The sequence below is a fragment of the Flavobacterium sp. CSZ genome (assembly GCF_015350725.1).
Lineage (GTDB): Bacteria > Bacteroidota > Bacteroidia > Flavobacteriales > Flavobacteriaceae > Flavobacterium.
Genome location: NZ_JADKPQ010000006.1, coordinates 262,158 through 283,338 on the forward strand (window position 1 = coordinate 262,158; position 21,181 = coordinate 283,338).

A 21,181-nucleotide genomic window follows, 5' to 3' on the forward strand; every position below is an offset into this window, starting at 1 on the left:
TATAATTATTGATAGTTTGACACTTTGAGATCAAAACCTTTATTGACAAGCCTTTACGCTTATTAAAATTTATTTACGAAAACCATGTAGTTTCGATTTTGTTACATTTAATATAAAAATGATACATCAAATGATACGTTTTTATACTAATTAGAATTAGAGGATTTGTATTCTTTTGGCGAAATTCCAAATTTATTCTTAAAAGCGGTCGAAAAATAGTTAGGAGAAGAGAATCCAAGAGAGTATGCAATTTCAGAAATATTCATCTCATTTGATTTTAAAAGCTCTGCGGCTTTCTCTAATTTGACATTATTGATATGATCACTAATATTAATACCGATAATAGCCTTTACTTTTCGATACAACTGAACTCTTGAAACACTTAGTTTGTCTGCCAAATCTTCGACAGAGAACTTAGGGTTTTCCACATTGATCTTAATGATATCATTCATTTTGGTAATGAAGGTTTGTTCCTGATTGCCAAATTTTGATTCGGGTTCGATGCGGTAAATGTTATTGGTATAATAATAACGGAGTTTTTCTCTGTTGAAAAGAAGCCCTGAGATAGATTGTTTTAGAATCGAAAGGCTAAAGGGTTTGGTAAGATATTGATCTACGCCGCTTTGCAAGCCTTTTAAAACAGCTTCTTTATTGCTTTGCGCCGTTAGGATAATAATTGGAATATGCGAAGAGCGTAAATCCTTTTTCAGTTCTTTACTGATCTCATAACCGTCTTTATCAACCAGATTGATATCGCAGATGATGATATCGGGCACTATTTCCATTGCTTTTTCAACAGCGTCGCTTCCATCAGAAGTATAAACGGTATATTCATTGGATAACTTAGCTTTTAGAAAAGTAACCAAATCGTTATTGTCTTCTATAATTAAAATAGCATGTTTCTCTGCATCAGAAATAACGTTCACCTGGTTTACATCTGATTCTATATCTAAATTATCTGTTATTAAATTTGGCGTTATGTTCAAATTTTCAGACTTATTTACAATTTCTGATGGCTGCAGATGGCTGTTACCTTTGAGTAATGTAATGACAAAATCACTTCCCTGCTTGGATTTTAGTTCGATAGTTCCGTGATGCAAAAGCACAAATTCTTTGGATAAATGAAGTCCGATTCCTGAACTGTTTTTATTATTATTTGAGGCCTTAAAAAAAGGACTAAACACGTTAGAGAGTTCATTTTCAGGAATTCCTATTCCGGAATCCTTGCAACTAATCTTAACGGTATTGTCCTGGTTTTCGATAATCGAAATGGTAATTTTTCCGTTATCGGGTGTGAATTTAAAAGCATTGGAAAGCAAATTAAAATATACCTTATCCATGAGTCCCCTATCGATGAACAATTCCAGATTCTTGTTTTTACAAATCAGCTGAAAATCGATGTTTCTACGAACTGCTTCACCTTTAAAATTGGTCATTATTTCATTGGTAAAATCATAAAACTTAGTATTTGAGGCTCTTAAAGTAAATTTTTGCTCTTCTATTTTTCTAAAATCCAGCAACTGATTTATCAAGCGGAGTAATCTGTTTGAGTTTTTATGAATGAGTTTTACCTCGTCAATAAGGGCTGTTCCTTTTATTTTTTCATTTTCGATCAAAGACTCCACATAGCTCATAATAAGGGTTATGGGCGTTTTAAATTCATGGGAAAGTCCGGTAAAGAAATTCAGTTTTGCCTCGTTGCTTTTCTCGGCAACCTTAGCCATTTGCTGAATTTCATTGTTTTGATCGATCACGGTCTGATTAATACGTTCGAGTTGTTTTTTCTTTCTGGAAATAGAAATCGTCGAATAAATACTGTAAATGGTCAAACTCAGAATAATCACTAAGAAAAAACTCAGCAGCCTCACCAAATTGTTTTGCGATGCATATTCTCTTTCCTGTACTTTTATAGCTCCTTGCTGTGACTCGATAACGGTTTGCTGCTGATCGACTTTATCCATTTGGTTCTCGATAATCTCAGCGTTATTATGGTCAATTACAATGGTATTGAGGATATTATTTTTAGAAATAGGTTCTTTATTGTACATTTTCAAAGCCAGTTTTAGCGCTTCGTTTCCTCCCGTAGGATATAAAATGGTTCCGTCTAAAACGCCGCTTTTTACCAGTTCAATTCCGCCATTGACAGAGTTTAATCCGTCGACTCCCAAAAATTTTATTTTATTTTCAAGACCTACTGTTTTAGCTGTTTCCCAGGCGCTTAATGCCATACGATCGTTATGGGCGAAAATGTATTCGACATCAGGATTTTGTAAAAGAATTGTTTTTAATGGTGCGGTTACGGACTCTTTTTCCCAATTGCCCTGAATGGTACTGACAACTCTAAAGCGTTTGTTTCCCTGAATAATCTGAGTAAAACCCAGACTACGTTCATAGGCAGGCGACGATCCGTTTGCGCCTGTAATTTCGATAATTTTACCCGAAGCTTTACTGTGCGAGATAATATATCTGGCTGCAATTCTGCCTATTTCGATATTATCTGCCCCCAGATAAGCGGTGTAGTTTTCGCCATCGATTTTGCGGTCTACCACAAGAACGGGAATTCCGGCTTTTATCGATTTTTCGACAACGGCTGTTAGAGGTTTTGATTCAATAGGCGATACTATAATTACATCTACTCTATTGGCGATGAACCTTTCGATATCGTCGATTTGTCTGGCGACATTATTATTGGCATCGCTAATTTTTAAATCAACCTCAGGGCGCAATGAGGCTTCAATTTTCATTGAACTGGTCATTTGTTTGCGCCAATCATCTGTGGTCATGGCCTGAGAGAATCCAACCTTTATTTTATCTCCTTGTTTTTGAGTACAGGAAACTAAACTTAATGATGCTAAAAAAAGCAGCAAAATATATTTTACAAGTGAATACATGAATTATGAGTTTATGTAAATGAAAATGAGTTTTCAAAAAAAAAATACCTTCTTAGACCTACAACCTGTCAAAATAATTAGGAAGGATTATTTTTCACTGACAAGTGGGAAGGCAATATATAATAAGGTAAAATTAAACTTTTATTTGATGTACACAAATGTTATAGTTATCTGTAAACAAAAAAAAGAGGATATTGAATCCTCTTATAATTTGTATTTTATAAACTGTAAAAAATTTCTTCTCTTAAATACTTTAATCCAATAAAAAAACAATCAATCCTCTTGCGCCGTGGGCACCTAATACTAATGATTGTTCGATATCAGCTGTTTTGGATGGTCCGGCGATAAAAGTCCCGAAACCGTATTGCTGATTTCCAATTCTTTCATACGCCTGATGCATAGTGGCCAAAATATCTTTTTTATGAACGATAATGGCCAGATATTGTGCGATAAAAGGTGACACACGTTGTCCTAACAAGTCGTCTGTAACCCAAAGTGCACTATTTTCAGCTACGCCAAAATGAGCTTTAATCACATTCAATTCGACATCGGCAAGCGAATGGGGATCATCGTTTCTCCAGTCTAAAGCTGCAATTTCCGAAAGTTCCGGAATTGTCGTGGTCAGGCGTTTTTCGAGATTATAATTTGATTTTATATATTCTATGATTTCAGCATAATCGGCAACTTCTACAGGATCTCCTCCTATATTTTTGAGTACTGTTTTGTAGGTTGCTAGCACATCTGCATTCTCTGAGCTTAGAAGATTAAGATCAGGCAAGTCTGTAATTACAGCAGGTTGGTTTTGCTTTATTTTATTTAAAATATCTGCTTTACTACTCATTGTCTTTTGCTTTTGCTTCTCTTGAATTTTTCTTATACCATTCTCTAAAAGATTCTTGCGGGACCTCTGGCATTTCACGCTGATCGTACCATTTGTTCATTTTATTATTGACCAGACCGGGAATGTTTTTCATTACAAAACGACCTGATTTTCCGGCAATATTAAAAATAGTAGGATTTGCCAGAACACTTGCCATGGTTTTCATTGCAAGAGTTTTGGCTGTTGGCGTATGTCCTTCTTTTACCAAAACCTGACGCCATTTGTACAATTGGTCGTGTATATCTATTTTTACCGGACAAACATTGGTACAAGAACCACAAAGTGTGCTGGCGAATGGTAAATCGGCATTTTTACTCATGTCCAGATTAGGTGCCAGAATTGAGCCTATTGGCCCCGCAACGGCGTTATGATAACTGTGTCCGCCACTTCGTCTGTAAACCGGACATGTATTCATACACGCGCCACAACGAATGCATTTTAGGGAATTTCTAAAATCTTCTCTTCCCAGTTGTGTGCTTCGGCCGTTATCGACTATCACAATATGAATTTCTTTGCCGTCTCTTGGTTTCTTAAAATGACTTGAAAACGTCGTGATGGGTTGCCCTGTTGCACTTCTGGCTAATAATCTCAGGAAAACGCCTAAATGTTTGCGTTGCGGAATGAGTTTTTCAAACCCCATGCAGGCAATATGAACATCGGCCAGATGTGCGCCCATATCGGCATTTCCTTCATTGGTACACACCACAAATTCGCCCGTTTCTGCAATAGCAAAGTTGACTCCCGTTAAGGCGACTTTTCGGGTCAGGAATGTATTTCTTAAACTCAAACGAGCCGATTCTGTTAGATATTGAGGATCGATGTTTCCTTTTTCCGTGCCCAAATGTTCATGAAAAGTTTCACTTACATCTTCTTTTTTAAGGTGAATGGCGGGCAAAACAATATGACTTGGCGGTTCTTTACGAAGCTGCACAATATATTCTCCCAAATCTGAATCGATTACCTCGATACCTTTCTCGGCCAGATAATCATTCAAATGGCATTCTTCTGTAAGCATCGATTTTGACTTCACCATTTGCTTTACCTCATGTTTTGCCATGATCGAATGCACAATTTGGTTATGCTCTTTGGCATCGGCTGCCCAATGCACTTTTATACCATTTTTCTGGGCATTGACTTCAAATTCGATCAAATAATCGTGAATGTTTGACAACACATTATTTTTGATTTGTGAAGCGGTTTCGCGAAGCAATTCCCAATCGGGGATTTGATGCGCCGATTTATCCCTTTTTTCACGAACAAACCAAAGTGTTTCATCGTGCCAGTTGACGCGTTCTACATCTTTGTTAAAACGTGTTGCGGCCTGACTGTGCGGTATAACTTTTTCTGATGACATCTCTTTCTTTTGTTTTTTTACCATTAAGATATTAAGTTCATAAAGCTTTGCCTTAACTTACTTAATCTCTTAATGGTGAAAAGAAAATTAAGTTTAATTTTAAAATCACCTAGTTTTCCAACGAATTTAATATTTCGGCAATATGAATGGTTTTGATCGGGCTTTTTTGTCTTTTTAGAATTCCTTCTAAATGCATCAAACACGACATATCTCCACCGGTAATATAATCTACGCGATGGTTTTCATGATCTTTTATTCGGTCTTGTCCCATCTTTACAGAAACAGCTTCTTCGGTTACACAAAATGTTCCTCCAAAACCACAACATTCATCTTTTCTGGATAAAGAAACCAAATCTAATCCCTTTATATTGTGCAGTAATTTTTCAGGTTTAGAGAAAAATGGCGCATTAAGTTCTGTCATCTGCGAAAGCTTTAATCCGCGTTGGCCGTGACAACTTACATGCATTCCTACTCTGTACGGGAAATATCCATAGATGGAATCTACTTTTAGAATATCGGTAATAAATTCTGTGAGTTCAAAAACTTTCTTTCGCATTTCTGCCGCTACTTTTTCTTGTTTCTGGTCATGCAAATGTTCTTTCACATGCAAAACACAACTTCCCGAAGGACAAACAATATAATCGAATCCGGCAAAATTGGCTATAAAATTAGCATCACAGCCTTTGGTTAAATATTGGTATCCGCTATTGGCCATAGGTTGTCCGCAGCAGGTTTGCCCCATTGGAAAATGAACCTCGCAACCCAATTTCTGCAAAAGTTCATAAGTTGCAATCCCTACTTTTGGGTAAAACTGATCGACATAACACGGTATAAATAATCCGATTTTCATATGCTGTCTTTTTAAACGCTTTGAGTTTGTTTATCAATATGAAGGGACTTTTCACTCCAAATAAATCTCAAAGTGCTAATGTAAAAAATTGTATTTCTTTTTTACGCACAAAATTTATGTTTTATGTGTAATCTATTTTTATAATATTATTTCACGCAGATTTTAAAAGATTTAAACAGATCTACACAGATTATAATCTAAAATTAAATCTGTGTAAATCTGCGTGAAACAAAAATCCTTTAATCTCTTGCTGTTTTTTTGTCTCGCAGATCTTGCAGATTAGGCAGATTTTTGCTTCTCTCATTTTTTACAATCCCGAGGAACGAAGGATGACAACATTGTATTAAAAAAATCATTCTAATCTTTCAATCTGTGGCTATTTTTCTCTCGCAGATCAAGCCGATTTTTAATTTTTAATTCTAAATTTTTAATTAAACATCAATGCTTGTAAAACTTCAAATCAATCAAATCATTCTGGATGGGTTTTGGATTCCAGTTTTGATGAATCGCCAATGCAGCGCCCAAGGCACTCGCCTGCGCCATCGAAGCTGCAAAAACTTCGATATCGGGATAAGCTTCGGCCAATAAATTCATGAAAATGGAATTTTTGCTAAAACCTCCATCTACAAAAATCTTCTTTACCGGACTATTGTTAATGACCAAATTAGTCGAAAAAAACTGTTGCTCTACCAAATCCAGCATCAATTGATGATAGGCGATTTCGTAGCTTTTAAAATTATCAAGATCTCTCTTTTGAAACGGACATTCCTTTAGAATATCAAAATCATACTTCTTTGGATAAATAATCTGAAAGTTTAGCGCTCGCAAATTCGACACTATCTTTTTATCAAAATAAACCTCTTTATAAGTATCTACAGGTACTTTAAAATGTTCTGCCAGTCTTTTTGTCTGCACTTCATGTTCATTCCCTGAAAACAGACGGGCGGCTTTTACAGGCTTTTCTGTGTACTGCATATAACACAAACAATCGTTTTGCAATTCTTCAAAAGTCAGTTGTTTATTATTGAAAGGATTTAGCGAAATACTCCAGGTTCCGGTCGATAATAAAACAAAAGGTTCTGTAAAGTTTATGGTATAGGGAATAATGGCTGATGAACTGTCGTGAAGTCCAACACCAATGGCGAGTCCGTCTTGTTTTTTTATGATATCTTTTCCATAATGAAGCGGTGGGATTTTATCTAAAATACCTTCATTTTTAAGCCATTTATGATATTTCATCTTTTTAAAATTCCAAAGATTGGTATGGCATCCAATACTTGTAATATCAGCGTAAGCTTCACTGGTTAAAAGAAAACTCAAATACTGCGGTAAATGCAAACAGTATTTTACCTGATTAAATAATTCCGGTTTTTCTTCTTTGAGCCTGTAAATCTGCATTCCTGAATTCAGGCTTCCTAATACGGGAGAAGCTGTTTTTACTGCAAAAGCTTCTTTTCCTTTATATTTATTATAAAAGTCATTTTTTAGCTCCTCGGGATACTGTTTTAAGTAATTATAGAGAGGAGTTAAAACTTTTCCTTTTTGATCAATGTAAACAAAACTGGCGCCATACGTACTAAAATTAATGGCTTTTAAAACATAATCCGATAGGTTTCTAATTTCTGTCAATCGATCGAATATCCAGTTTTTAAGGACTTCGATATCTTCGCAGGGAAAACCATCTTCGTCAAGGGTTTCGTCAAGATTTACTGATTTTTCCCAGACAATTTTATAATTTTCATCAAATAAAAATACTTTCTTGTTTGTTTTACCAATGTCAAAAATTGCAACTACATTCATTTAATTATAAGTTATGAGTTTTGAATTATGAGTTAGGAGTTAATTTTTTGTTTTATAAAAAACAGCAATAGAGTATTACTATAACTCAAAACTCATCATTCATAATTTATAGTCCTGTCGCCATCGTTTTTAATCCTCTTTCTCCAATTAGATTTTTTCTAACAGAAAGACTTCTGTACAATTCCACCGGATTCAGTGCCGCTCCTGAGCGCAAACGAGCCTCAGCAACCAGTGCGCGAACATCTGTACGGAAAGCATCCTGAAGAATTTCCTGTGCTTTTACAACATCATTTTCTTGCTGAGCGGTTTCTAAGGCTTTTCTGTCTACCAAAAGTGCCTGGGCATAAGCAATCATAATAGCTTCTACTGATTGTAATAGATCTTCTAATGGATCTTTGATATTATGTGATGCATCGATCATCCAGCCTAAATCTTTGGCGTGATTCATTCCGCGCGCATCCATTCCTTCTACTAATTCATTAAAAATCAAGAATAATTGGTACGGTTTTAAAGCTCCGGCGGTTAAATCGTCGTCTCCGTATTTTGAATCGTTAAAGTGGAATCCTCCGAGTTTTTCTTCCATCAATAATAATGAAACGATTTGCTCGATATTGGCATTGGGTAAATGATGTCCTAAATCGACCAGAGTTTGTGCTTTGTTTCCTAATTTTTTCACGTACGAATACGATTGTCCCCAATCGGCCACTGTAGTGGAATAAAAATTAGGTTCGGCGCATTTATATTCTAAAAACAATTTCCAGTTTGAAGGTAATGCATCGTAGATCTCTTCTAAACTTTCCAGTGTATTTTGGTAGGCTTTTCTAAAGTTTAATTGTCCCGGAAATGAAGATCCATCGGCAAGCCAAATCGTTAATGATTCTGATCCTAATTCGATTCCGTGCTGAATTACTTCGATATTATGAGCAATGGCTTGTTTACGAACTGCTTTGTTTACGTTTTGTAATGATCCGAATTTATACGAGTTGTCCTGACCTGCCTGATCCTGAAAGGTATTGGAGTTCATGGCATCAAATCTTAAATTGTGCTGTGCAGCAAGACTTTTTATGGCTTTATAATCCTGCGGAATATCCCAGGGAATATGTAATGAAATCGCCCCTGAGGAATTGTTTAAAGCATGAAGCAAGCCAACATCTTCGATTTTTTCTTCGATAGAACGTGGTTCCCCACCTCCTGCAAAACGTCCGAATCTTGTTCCTCCTGTTCCTAACGCCCAGGATGGAATTGCGATTTGAAAATCGATTAGTTTTTGAATAATAGATTCTGTATCACCAATTTCTGATACTGTAAAAGCAAATTTATTTTGATGTTTTTTTAATAAATCTTCGTTGTGAGATGCGATATTGTTTGATCCGATTAACATATTATTTTATCTTTTAATAGAGATTACAATATATAAATTATATAAATTGAACTCTGGTTTAACTTTACTCTTTTATGCTATTTGCGCATTTTTGCAGGCAGTTATGTCTAAAAAAATCTAACGTCCGAATGATATCGAACGTTAGACCACAAAAAACCACTTTTGCTTTAAACAAACTTAAAAACTTGAAACAATCTATCTGTAAAAGCCCATTGATACTCCGCCGTCTACATTCAGGGCGTTTCCTGTTGATTTGTCCAGTAAACCGCCAACGAAAGCAAAACAAGCGTTTGCAATATCATCGGGCAATATAATTTCATTTAGTAAGGTACGTTTTGCATAATACGCCGGTAATTCGGCAACCGTAATACCGTATGCTTTTGCACGGCCTTCTGCCCAACCGCCAGACCAAATATTAGAATCTGAAATTACCGCATCAGGATTTACCGTATTTACGCGAATTTTATCGGCGCCTAATTCAGCTGCCATGAGTCGTGTTAAATGCGCCTGTGCTGCTTTGGCCGAACCATATCCCGGATTATTTGGACCCGCAACAACTGCATTTTTAGAAACAATGTTTACAATGTCTCCGCCAAATCCCTGTTTGCGCATTACTTCGATTCCGGCTTTTGAAACAATAAATTGTCCTTTTACCAAAATGTCATACAATCTGTCCCACTCTTCAAGGGTGTGCTCTGCAATAGATTTAGAAATACTAATTCCTGCATTGTTCACTATAATATCTGCACCTCCAAAAGCTAATGATGCTTCGTCTAATGCTTTTTCTGTACTTTTTTCATCGGTTACATTTAGCAGTGTACTTGAAACGGCATCTTTACCAAACAACTTAATAAACTCAGCAGTAGCTTGTTCTAAACGTTCTACGTTGATATCGTTGATTACAACACAAGCGCCTTCCTGAGCAAATTTTTTGGCAATTGCTTTGCCAATTCCGCCGGCAGAACCTGTAATTACAGCTACTCTTCCTGACAATGCTTTAGGCTTTGGCATACGTTGTAGTTTTGCTTCTTCAAGCAACCAATATTCAATATCAAAAGCTTCCTGATGTGGCAGCGAAGTATATTCTGAAACTGCTTCGGCGCCTTTCATTACATTTACTGCATTGATATAATATTCTGATGCCAAACGAGCCATTGTTTTATCTTTGGCAAAGGTAAACATACCTACTCCCGGATATAAAATCACCACCGGATTTGGGTCACGCATTGCAGGCGAATTCGACTTTTTGCAAGCATTGTAATACTCTTTGTACATCGCTCGGTAACTTTCAAAAGCAGGTATAAGTTTTGCTTTGATGGCCTCAACATCTGATAAATCTTCATTTGGTTCTAAGGTTAAAACCAAAGGGCTGATTTTGGTACGTAAAAAGTGATCCGGGCAAGAAGTTCCAAGTGGCGCTAATTTTGCTAAATCATTAGAATTAATGAATTCCAAAACTCTTGCATCATCTGTATAATGCCCAATCATTTGACGCTCTGATGAACAGAAACCTCTTAAAATTGGTGCTACTTTTGCTGCTTTTCTTTTACGATCAGCCTCAGGAAGGCTCTCTATTTTTTTACCTCCAAAAACAGCGCTTTTTTTTCCGTAGTTACTTTCTAAATATTCAGCACATTTCTCGATTACTTCGAGTGTGTTTACATAACTTTCGTAAGCAGTATCGCCCCAGGTAAACAAACCGTGAGAACCCAGCATGATACCACGCAGTTTTTTTCCTTTTTTGTCTGCCTCTTCCAGACAGCTTCTCAGTTGAAGCCCCAAGTCAAAACCGGGACGCTGCCATCCTACCCAGCCAATTTCGCCACCAAATAATTCCTGGGTAATTTTAGCTCCGTCTTTGGCTGCAGCAATTGCAATTGCCGCGTCAGGATGAAGGTGGTCAATATGTTTGAAAGGTAAAAATCCATGTAGAGGCGTATCGATAGAAGGTGCTTTTGAAGCCAGATCAAAAATACAGTGGTTGAATAATTCGACCATTTCATCTTCAAACTCAATGCCTCTGTACACATTTTCAAGATTACGAAGTCGGTCTAAATAAAGTGCCGCACAACCCGATTTTGTCAATGTACCAATGTCTCCACCAGAACCTTTAATCCACATTACTTCAGAGGTTTCTCCGGTTAGCGGATCTTTATCGGTAATTTTTACCGAAGTGTTTCCTCCACCATAGTTTGTCAGTCTTAAATCGGCTCCTAATAAATTAGATCGAAAAATGAAAAGCGCTACTTCATCTCCTGCCAATGCTGCTGCCTTAGCGTCATCCCAAAGATAGCTTACATGCTTAAAAGTCATATTATTTATATTTATATTCGACATTGTTGTTATGTTATGTTTGTATGTTTATAATGAGTTTCCAATTCCGACCAATACAATTGATAGCATGATCAGTGCAATTCCCCAACCAAAGGTTCTAAGTGTTCTTTTAGAAACTCCCGACCATTCTTTGAGATAAAAGCCCCAGAAATTTGCTGTCAGGATAATGGTCGCCATGTGCAGGATCCATGAACTTGCCCCGTTTCCTAATTTGCTTTCTCCCATTCCGTAAAAGAAAAATTGTAAAAACCACATCGTTCCGGCAATACCTGAAAAAAGGACGTTTCTGGCAATTGGTGTTTTGGTACTGGTGTAATCTGAGAAGGTTTTATTTTTGAAATTAAGGTACATACACCAGATAAAATTGGTAGTTAAACCTCCCCACATCAAAACGATATAGGTCACGTTGTTTTGAAATAACGGATTACAGCCATAATTTACAGCGGTTTCGGCCATTGGTTTTCCAGCTTCGATTCCGTAATTAAAAAACGAGCTTAGAATTCCTGAGATAACGGCGATAATTAAACCTTTTACCAAACTAAAATCCTTGTCTTTGTCTTCGTGTCCTGTTGCGAAATCTTTTTCTTTTAAGATTCCAGCTTTTCCTGAAATGGCAATACCTACAAGGCAAACTAAAACCCCAGCCAGAACAAGTCGTCCTCCTGGATTTGAAAGCATATCGGTAAACGAAATTTTACCTTCCGTTGGATATAGATCATAGTAAATAGAAGGAACTAAGGCGCCAAAAGCCGAGCAAAACCCAAGGATAATAGAGTTTCCCAGTGACATTCCTAAATAGCGAACTCCCAGGCCGTAGGTTAATCCTCCAACTCCCCAAATGAGTCCCATCAAAAAGGTGAACGCTTTTATGGTTGGTGATGCTGTTGCAATGATATCGACAAAATTTGGAATCGTTAAGTAGGCGGCAATGGGCGGTACTATTAGCCAGGAGAAAAATCCTCCCACAATCCAGTAGCTTTCCCAAGCCCACTCTTTTACCTTTTTAAATGGCATATAAAAACTACCTGAAGAAAATCCTCCGATAGAATGAAAAATGATTCCTAATAATGATTCCATTAATAATTTGGTTTTTGGTTAATTTGATAGTTAAATTGGTTTTGTAAAATAATAGAATGTAAAAAAGAAAACTGTCCTGTACTATCCTTTATAGTTTTGTTATTTATGTTAAAACTGAAGATTATTACAAACAACTGCCCGATATTATTGGAAATATAAATTTAAAATTTCTATTTTAGCAATCGATTTCGTAATTATATTATCCTCAATTTGCCTTAAACAAACAAATCAGCAAAAACATACAACAACCCTTATTTAATTTGAAAGCTTTTGTGAGAAAAGTACCGGACTGAATTATTTTTATCATTTTAGGCTAAAGCTTTTTACACAAATTATAACTCAAAATTATATCGCAACTCATTGCTGCATAATTTACAAGACTTACAAAATGATTAAATTAATTAAAATAGATGAAGAGTCCAGGATTCCTAAGTACAAACAAATTGTAGACTCGATCCTGCAAAATATTGCCAACGGAAATTTAAAAATAAATCAAAAAATACCCTCTATAAATAGTTTTAGCGAAGAGTTTTATATGTCCAGAGATACTGTCGAAAAGGCTTATAATATCTTAAAAGAGCGAAAAATCATTTCTTCCATCAGAGGAAAAGGATATTATATTACCCGAACAAAACTGGAGTCTAAAGTAAATATTCTCTTTGTACTGAATAAACTTAGTGCATATAAAATGAAGACGTACAATTCTTTCATCAATACTATTGGAGCAAATGCGCACACTGATTTGCATATTTACCATTGCGACGAGACTTTGTTTTTGAACTTACTGGACAAGTTCGAAGGTGCTTATGATTATTATGTAATCACAACCCATTTTAAAACAGACGAATTAAAACACCTGAGTTTTACAGATGAAGTTGCCAAAGCAATCCAGAGAATTCCCGAAGAAAAACTGGTTTTAATGGATAATATTAAAATTGGAATGGAAGGCGAAATCATCAAAATATATCAGGATTTTGAAAATGATATTTACAATGCCTTAAAGGAAGGACTTGCCAAAATAACAAAATACGAAAAACTTATTCTGGTATATCCGGACAAAGCGGTTTATCCGTATCCGCGCAGAATATTACACGGGTTTAGAAAATTTTGTGTAGAACATGAAATCAATTTTGAAATTTTAAGCGAAGTCTATGACGATATGATTCTTAAAAAAGGAGATTTGTTTATCACCATTGAAGAATCGGATTTGGTGAATTTAATGAAACAAATTCGCGATGAAAAATTTACTCTTGGTAAGGATATTGGCGTGATTTCGTATAACGATACGCCTTTGAAAGAATTACTAGGAATAACGGTAATGTCTACGGATTTTAATGTAATGGGAGAAACTGTTGCCAGAATGATTCTGAATAAAGAAAAAGGACAGGTGAAAGTGCCTTTTAATTTTATTGATCGAAATTCGATTTAGTTTTTTTGCCACGAGTACGCTAAGGCGCTAAGTTTTTATGAATTGAGATTATATAAATAAAAGCTCTAGATAAAACAAAAAAAATTGCGCAAAGTCAGAGACAATTGCACAGCTTTTTATGAGGAACTCTTCGGGGAGCGGGGAGCGGTTTTTTTTATAAGGAACTCTTCAGAGAGCGGAGGATGCATCACCCAATTTTTGTTTGCTCAACTACTATCCAATTGATAAATTACTGATTACTTCTGTCAAGTTTGGCTGGGGTAATTTTTACAAACATTAACAGACAAATCGTTATAATAACAATAAAAACAATTGAGATATAATCAAATCTCTCTTTCTGAAAAGGATTAGTATTATATAAAATAAATGTTAAACAAGTAATTACATAAATTATAACTTTATTAATCAAATAGCCATTTACAATATCAAACTTTAATCTCAATAGTTTTAATTTTGTATTTACCTTTTCATAATCAAAATTCAATTTAACATAAATTGAATATATAAAAATTAAGCTTATAATTACACTTGATGATATATAATATGCCACATCTATTCTTTTCGTAATATTCATAAAAATAATATAGAGAAATAAAAACAGTGAAGACCTATAAATTATTTTAATTGGCTTTTCCTTGAGAACATTCATCATAATTAATTATTTTTTGTTTCTAGTTATTCTTTTTTTGACACTATTGTGGCACTTCGTCCTATACTTCTTTCACTATCACCAGCATAATATTTATCTACAGCAGTTGGTATAAATCCCATTATAGCTGTTATCACACCACCTCCATTAACTCCATTACCTGGTGTGAATAATTTCAAACCTTCTTGAACTATACCACCAGAGGCAGGAATCAAAGGATCAATACCTGTATTTTTTGGATCCATAAATATATTATGGTTAGCCCATTTACTTGATGATAAGCTTGAATACCAGTGGCAACTGCAGATAAATTTTTATCACTTTTAACGGAAGAAGAAGCGGTAGCTGAAGTCATAGATTTTGAATAATCTGCAATATTATTTGTTGTAGTATTAGCCCCTGTACCTCCTACCATAGATCCTGCATATGAAGTGCTAGTGGTATTGGTCTCAGTTGCTTTTATTCTAGTAGAACCGCCTGTTATTTTCATTACTGCATTTCCATCTTTATCAGTCGACATTTTATAATTGATATTTGTAGTTGTCCTAGTTATAATACTTGTTGTTGAACCATCTTCATTTGTTGTTTCTACATTTGTTGTTCTTACCTGCGTTAATGTATACTTATTTTTCCCATTGTAGGTCATAGAATAATTATTACTAGGAGTTATTGAAGGATCCGAAGGACTCATTCCATCTGGGTCAACAAACTTAACGGGATTATCAAATGCATAATTATAAGGCGACCATCTTCTCATTTTTTCAGATAATGGATCAACATTCATCCAACGACCAAGTGCAGGGTCATAATTTCTCGCTCCATAGTCATACAAATTCAGCTGATTCCCGCCAATACTCTCGTCTTGCAGTTCCTTGCTATTGTACTTATACTTACAAGGATTTGCGACTATTTTTACAAGGTTTCACCTGTTAAATACAAAATTTTTAAGAACATGATTTTAGAAGATAAACTTACTGTTTTATTCCTCAAATCCAAAAATAAATCTTCAAAACAGCAGTAAAAATAACCAAACTTTTACTGAAGCAGATTGTCCTGCGGTTGAGTCTTTTCAGATGAGTTCTGAGTGTCAGATTCTTCCTTTCAATATGATTTGTTCCGAAACGTTTGATAGAATGCACTTTCTCATCAATCAGATACCTATAGTTTTTAAGTCTGTCCGTAAATATCTTCTTAGCGTCAAATAATTTGAGAGTTTCCAAAACACTATTCAGCGTTTTATTAGTTCGTTTCCCAACATTAAAACTCACCACATTTTTAGAGTTCTTTTCCAGAGCATAAACCAACCATATATAATTTTTCTTGTGTCTGATATACGTGCACAGCTCATCAACTTCATAAGTTTTGCCTCTGCTGATAATTGGTTTAGTAATACTTCTGGCAATTGAAACAATTCTTTTCAATAATGTTGTGGCTGATATTTTTAATATTCTTGCTGTGCTTCTTATTCCTAATCCTTCTTTTGTGAACAACACTATCTCCTGATTGATATTCCTTTTGTAAGCATTATATCTATAGACAATCTGCTGTCTTTTTTGACAAACACAACATTTATAACGCTGATTTCCGTTAGATTGAAATCCATTTCTTATGCATTTACCATTGCAAAAATTACATTTTATTTTCATGACCTAATTTGAAACACTAAGGTAAGGCAAAAGCATTTTAAGCCTTATTAAAAGATAAAAAACGAAAGAGACGACCTATTGGTCGTCTCTTTCTCTATTCAATAATTAAAATTTTATATTCTTTTTCAGTTAGTTACGTGGTTACATTATAAAAACACCTAATGTGCAACACTACCAAATTATTAGACCTAGAGCAATACTTAAAAGCAATTTTCTTTTCATATATTTTTTATTAATCTTACTTTTTTGTTGTTCAATATACCTTTCTAAACATAAGAACTTCACAAAGAGTAACTACACTTTTATTAAATATCAATTTTGAAAAATACCCCTAGTAAAATAGACAAAACATAATAAAAAACTAAGAGAAGTAACACTAATGAAGCTATTTTTTCTTTGCTTTTTTTATAGTTAAAACGTTTAAATAGATATACTACAATAAAATATATGACTACTAAAATTATTAACTCAATTAAAAATGGCAGATAATTTTCTTTAATTAATTCCATATATATTATTTATCAAAATGTTAAGATGTAAAGTCATATAAATATACATCTTGAAAAATAAATTCAAATTCCTCCAAAGTTTTTTTTTAATAAATATAATTAATTAACTCAACCAGTCACTAACCAGCTTTCTATAAGTTTCCCCAATAGGTAGATGTTCGCCGCTTATTAATTGTATTTGATTCCCTTCGATAATTTTTATTTTATTTTTTGGAATAATATAAGAACGATGAATGCGTACAAATTGGTTGATAGGAAGTTTCTCCAGTATGTCTTTCATGTTCTCCAAAACCATGATCTTTTCACCTTTGGTATGAATTCGGATATAGTCTTTTAGTCCTTCGATATAAAGAATATTTTCTGTTGCAATTTTGTGATGTTTTCTGTCGGCTTTTACAAATAGAAAATCTTCGGTTTGATGATTTTGGAAGGTTTCCTGCCAGCGGATAAATTTCTCAACGCTTTGATAAAAACGGTTAAAAACAATTGGTTTGAGTAAATAGTCAATCACATGAAACTGAAAAACATCTAAAGCATAATCGGGATAAGCCGATGCAATGATGAAATTATGTTTTTGATTGAACATCTGCATTAACTCAATACCGGTTAATTGCGGCATTTGAATGTCAATAAAAACCAAATCAACTGCTTCGGTATTTAAGATTTCTATTGCTTTAAAAACATCTGAATCTGCATATAAAACATTCAGTCTTGGCACTTTTGAAGCATAATCTGCCATTAGTTTTACAGCAAATGGTTCATCATCTAATATGATACAATTTATTTTTTTCATTTTAAATCTATTTCGAGTTCAGCCCTAAACTGGTTATTGTGATTGGTTAATTTTATTTGATGTTTTTGTGGATAGTGAATTTCTAATCTTTTTTTTAAATTGTCCAGTCCAATGCCTCCCAGTTTATCTTTCTTTTGTACAGCAATGTCATTTATGACTTTAAAATTAAGTTTTTTATCTTCTAATTTTAAATCAATTACAATGGGTTTTACATTAGAGGTTACACCATGTTTTAAAGCATTTTCGACTAATGGCGATAAAATATAAGGCGGGATTTCTTCGGAAATATTTTCTGTTTCCACTTTAAAATCAATACACGTATTTTCCTGATGTCTTAATTGTTCAAGCTCGATATAGGCTTTTATATAATCGATTTCATCTGTTAGTTTAATCTTTTCTTTTTGAGATTCGTAAGTAGTGAAACGCATGATCTGACTTAACTTTTCAATTGCTGTCAAAGATTTATCCGACTGAAAATAAACCATCGAATAGATGTTATTTAATGTATTGAAAATAAAATGCGGGTTAATCTGTGCTTTGAGGAATTTGATTTCGGTATTCTTATTTTCTTCCAGAATAATCTGATTGTATTCAAGCAAACGAATAAAATAAATTACAAACCAAAGCAGCGAACTCAAAATAATAGACATGCTGCTGTAATGAAGATTATCCTCCATATAGCCAAAGAAAGTTGGATTTACATAATTTATTTTATTAAATAGGATTTTGGTTATTACTTGCTCAAATAGCCATCTTAAAAAAGTAAAAAAGAAATAAGAGACTAATACTCCGGCAAAAAAACGTTTCCATTGAAAGGATTTGAAAACCAGTTTCATCACAACAAAATAATGAAAGTAAAAGGTCATTACAAATACGATCATATAAGTAGAGAGAAATAAATCCGGCATATAATTTTTTGCCAAAACGAGATTTTTGACAAATGTAAAATACCCCATCAAAAGCCAGTATATAATATGAATGAGTACTTCTACCCTTTTTGATAATGTTCCTTTATACATGTTTTTGTAATTTTTTTCAAAGATATACATTCATAAAAAAGTGTAAAGACGGGTTTGTAGATTAATCATGGGGGTTTGTCGATAAAAGTAGTTTTCGGCGTTTTTTCAGCACAGTTTTGCACTGTAATTAAATCAAAAACCATGAAAAAAATTAGCCTTTTACTACTTGTCTTTTTATATCAAACCTATTGCTTTGCTCAGCAATACGAACTTAAAGGAAAAGTTAACAGTCAAAACAAACAAGCTGTTGAATTTGTAATCAGCAGTTTACTGGACAATCAGAAAAAAATAATTGCACAGGCAACAACGGATAGTTTGGGAAGTTTTTCTATAAAAGCCGAAAAAGGAAATTATCGTTTGATACTCGAACAATTTGGCACGGAATATCTCAACAAAGAAATTACAATGAACCAAAACATGGATCTTGGAATAATCGAAATTAAACAATCAGTACAACTTGAAGGCGTAACTTTAAAAACAAGAAAAAAACTCATTGAACAAAAGGTGGACCGACTTGTTTTTAATGTCGAGAATTCGGTAACGGCAACCGGCGGAACGGCTTTGGATGCTCTAAAAGCTACGCCAACTGTAAGGGTTCAGAATGAGATTATTTCGGTTGTGGGCAAAGGAGAAATTCTCGTTATGATCGATGATCATTTGCAAAGAATGCCACAGGAGGATCTGGCTGCATTTCTGAAATCAATTCCCTCAGATAATATCAAAAGTATCGAAGTCATTACAACTCCTCCTGCAAAGTATGACGCAGAGGGTAACAGCGGACTCATTAATATTAAATTAAAAACTTCAAAAGCAAATTCCTGGAATGCCAATATTGGAACTTCTTACACGCAAAAAACATATGCAGGAGGAAACCTAAACGGATTATTTACTTATAATCATGATAATCTTTCTGTTGAGGCTTCTGTTAGTAAAGGGAAACAGACATTATTAACCACTTCTCAGAGCAATATTTTTTATAAAGATGAAACCTGGAAACAGGAAGTAAAAAACAAATCTATTGCCGATGTTTTGAGTGTAGGTTTGGGTTTTGATTATAAACTAACGAGTAAATGGAGTACCGGTGTTAAATACCTGGGAAGTTTTACAGGTAAAACGGCATCCAATAATCCGTTTACGACCCGATACAATAACGAAAAAGGAATGATCGATTCTTATATTGCTTCGAATGTTAATGCCGAAAATAATCCGAAAATGAATGCTGTTAATTTTCATAATACTTTCGTACTAGACACTTTAGGAAAAAACATTGCTGTCGATTTGGATTATTTTGATTACAACAAAAATGATTATCGTTTCTTTTCAGGAAATGAATTAGACGCTAATAAAAATAATATTCCCAGCAGTTTCTTTTCTTCTACCAATTCTAACATGAATACCATCAAAAATTACTCGGCCAATATTGATGTTACGCTACCTTATGAATGGGCTAACATCACTTTTGGAGCAAAAGCTTTTCATAACAATACCCATAATAATCTGGTTGTATATAACAACGAAACAGGAAGCCCGGTTTTCAATACCAATCAGTCGAATGTTTTTAATTATAAAGAATACAATCAGGCGTTGTATTTTTCGGCAAGTAAAAAAATAAATGCCAAATGGGAAACACAAATTGGTTTACGAGCTGAAGCGACACAAACCAAAGGTTATTCTGAAAATCTGGATCAGACCAATACCAATAATTACATGAAGTTATTTCCAACGGCTTATGTAACTTATGTTCCTAACGAAAACAATTCTTTTTCATTAAATTACAGCCGAAGAATACGCCGACCTGATTTTGACTATCTAAATCCTTTTGTAATTAGAACAAGTCCGTATTATTATTCTCAAGGAAATCCGTATTTGAAACCTTCACTGATTGATAATTTTGAATTTTCCTTTATCCGAAATCAAAAATGGGTGAATTCTGTTTATTTTTCTCAGGTTTCAGATTTCGGACAGGAATTATCTATCATCGATCCCGATACAAACGTTACCAGAAGTACGCCTATAAATTATGCTAATACGTATCAAATTGGACTTTCCACTTCATATAATTTCAATAAATGGTCATGGTGGAATAGTTTTACGGGATTTAATCTTAACTATCAAAATGTAAAATCAAAAACAGATTTCATCGCGTCTATTGATGGATATAACGGATACATTTACAGTAATAATGATTTTACAATCAACCAAAACAAAACCTTATTTATTGGGCTGAATTATGGCCTGCAGCTTGCGGGGCGTTATCAAATTTTTAATATCTCAACTTTGAACATTTTAGATATCTCAGTTAAACTATTGACTGTAAAGAAAAACCTGTCCATTACAATTCTTGGCGAAGATTTACTAAACGCCCAAAAACCATTAATTAGCTATAGTTCTAACGGAATTAAAACTAACGTAAAAAGTTATAGTGATACAAGAGGTTTCAGAATTTCGCTGAGTTATAAATTTGGTAACCAAAGCATGAAATCTAAAGAAAGAAACTTTGGAAATGATGAGCAAAGAAATAGAATAAACTAACATATACGACAAAAAAAAGAGACGCAAAGCTATGTTG

Annotated in this window: 15 protein-coding genes; 2 read left to right on the top strand and 13 right to left on the bottom strand. The window is 34.3% G+C overall.

Annotated elements, in window-relative coordinates:
- Nucleotides 1–146 precede the first annotated feature (146 nt).
- The 8 genes from IRZ78_RS09290 to rhaT form a co-directional block, all read right to left on the bottom strand.
- Nucleotides 147–2,891 carry a substrate-binding domain-containing protein gene (locus IRZ78_RS09290; RefSeq protein ID WP_194616257.1) on the bottom strand — a complete coding sequence of 915 codons (2,745 nt, stop codon included), beginning with the start codon at nucleotides 2,889–2,891 and terminating at the stop codon, nucleotides 147–149.
- A 253-nt stretch (nucleotides 2,892–3,144) separates the two neighbouring features.
- Complete coding sequence (locus IRZ78_RS09295; RefSeq protein WP_194616258.1) at nucleotides 3,145–3,732, bottom strand: LUD domain-containing protein; 588 nt, start codon at nucleotides 3,730–3,732, stop codon at nucleotides 3,145–3,147.
- The gene (locus IRZ78_RS09300) at nucleotides 3,725–5,125 is read right to left on the bottom strand and encodes a lactate utilization protein B (protein ID WP_194616259.1); all 1,401 of its coding nucleotides are present in this window, start codon (nucleotides 5,123–5,125) and stop codon (nucleotides 3,725–3,727) included. Before IRZ78_RS09300 ends, IRZ78_RS09295 begins: the two co-directional genes overlap by 8 nt.
- 109 nt (nucleotides 5,126–5,234) lie before the next feature.
- Entirely contained in the window at nucleotides 5,235–5,975 is a 741-nt protein-coding gene (locus IRZ78_RS09305) for a (Fe-S)-binding protein (protein WP_194616260.1), read from the bottom strand.
- Between the two features lie 438 nt (nucleotides 5,976–6,413).
- The gene (locus tag IRZ78_RS09310) at nucleotides 6,414–7,775 is read right to left on the bottom strand and encodes an FGGY-family carbohydrate kinase (RefSeq protein ID WP_194616261.1); all 1,362 of its coding nucleotides are present in this window, start codon (nucleotides 7,773–7,775) and stop codon (nucleotides 6,414–6,416) included.
- A 106-nt stretch (nucleotides 7,776–7,881) separates the two neighbouring features.
- Nucleotides 7,882–9,156, bottom strand: coding sequence for a TIM barrel protein (locus IRZ78_RS09315; RefSeq protein WP_194616262.1), 1,275 nt, complete (start codon nucleotides 9,154–9,156; stop codon nucleotides 7,882–7,884).
- Between the two features lie 195 nt (nucleotides 9,157–9,351).
- A complete protein-coding gene (locus IRZ78_RS09320; protein WP_194616263.1) occupies nucleotides 9,352–11,493 on the bottom strand; it encodes a bifunctional aldolase/short-chain dehydrogenase in 2,142 nt (713 codons plus the stop codon).
- 24 nt (nucleotides 11,494–11,517) lie between these two features.
- Nucleotides 11,518–12,567 carry an L-rhamnose/proton symporter RhaT gene (gene rhaT, locus IRZ78_RS09325; protein ID WP_194616264.1) on the bottom strand — a complete coding sequence of 350 codons (1,050 nt, stop codon included), beginning with the start codon at nucleotides 12,565–12,567 and terminating at the stop codon, nucleotides 11,518–11,520.
- 388 nt (nucleotides 12,568–12,955) lie between these two features.
- Between rhaT and IRZ78_RS09330 the strand changes: the two genes are divergently transcribed.
- Nucleotides 12,956–13,996, top strand: a complete 1,041-nt coding sequence (locus tag IRZ78_RS09330; RefSeq protein WP_194616265.1) for a GntR family transcriptional regulator — start codon at nucleotides 12,956–12,958, stop codon at nucleotides 13,994–13,996.
- Nucleotides 13,997–14,671: 675 nt separating this feature from the next.
- Here IRZ78_RS09330 and IRZ78_RS09335 read toward each other — a convergent pair.
- The 5 genes from IRZ78_RS09335 to IRZ78_RS09355 all read right to left on the bottom strand — a co-directional run bounded on the left by IRZ78_RS09335 (nucleotide 14,672) and on the right by IRZ78_RS09355 (nucleotide 18,612).
- Complete coding sequence (locus IRZ78_RS09335; RefSeq protein ID WP_194616266.1) at nucleotides 14,672–14,890, bottom strand: hypothetical protein; 219 nt, start codon at nucleotides 14,888–14,890, stop codon at nucleotides 14,672–14,674.
- On the bottom strand, nucleotides 14,857–15,555 hold the full coding sequence (locus tag IRZ78_RS26405) for an RHS repeat-associated core domain-containing protein (protein WP_347349820.1): 699 nt from the start codon (nucleotides 15,553–15,555) through the stop codon (nucleotides 14,857–14,859). The genes IRZ78_RS09335 and IRZ78_RS26405 overlap by 34 nt, the downstream gene beginning before the upstream one ends.
- A 76-nt stretch (nucleotides 15,556–15,631) precedes the next feature.
- The gene (locus IRZ78_RS09345; protein WP_194616267.1) at nucleotides 15,632–16,291 is read right to left on the bottom strand and encodes an IS1 family transposase; all 660 of its coding nucleotides are present in this window, start codon (nucleotides 16,289–16,291) and stop codon (nucleotides 15,632–15,634) included.
- A 612-nt stretch (nucleotides 16,292–16,903) separates the two neighbouring features.
- The gene (locus tag IRZ78_RS09350; RefSeq protein ID WP_194616268.1) at nucleotides 16,904–17,593 is read right to left on the bottom strand and encodes a LytTR family DNA-binding domain-containing protein; all 690 of its coding nucleotides are present in this window, start codon (nucleotides 17,591–17,593) and stop codon (nucleotides 16,904–16,906) included.
- Nucleotides 17,590–18,612, bottom strand: a complete 1,023-nt coding sequence (locus IRZ78_RS09355) for a histidine kinase (protein ID WP_194616269.1) — start codon at nucleotides 18,610–18,612, stop codon at nucleotides 17,590–17,592. Before IRZ78_RS09355 ends, IRZ78_RS09350 begins: the two co-directional genes overlap by 4 nt.
- A gap of 141 nt (nucleotides 18,613–18,753) precedes the next feature.
- Here IRZ78_RS09355 and IRZ78_RS09360 point away from each other — a divergent pair, with 141 nt between their 5' ends.
- Entirely contained in the window at nucleotides 18,754–21,144 is a 2,391-nt protein-coding gene (locus IRZ78_RS09360; protein WP_194616270.1) for an outer membrane beta-barrel family protein, read from the top strand.
- Nucleotides 21,145–21,181: the final 37 nt, after the last annotated feature.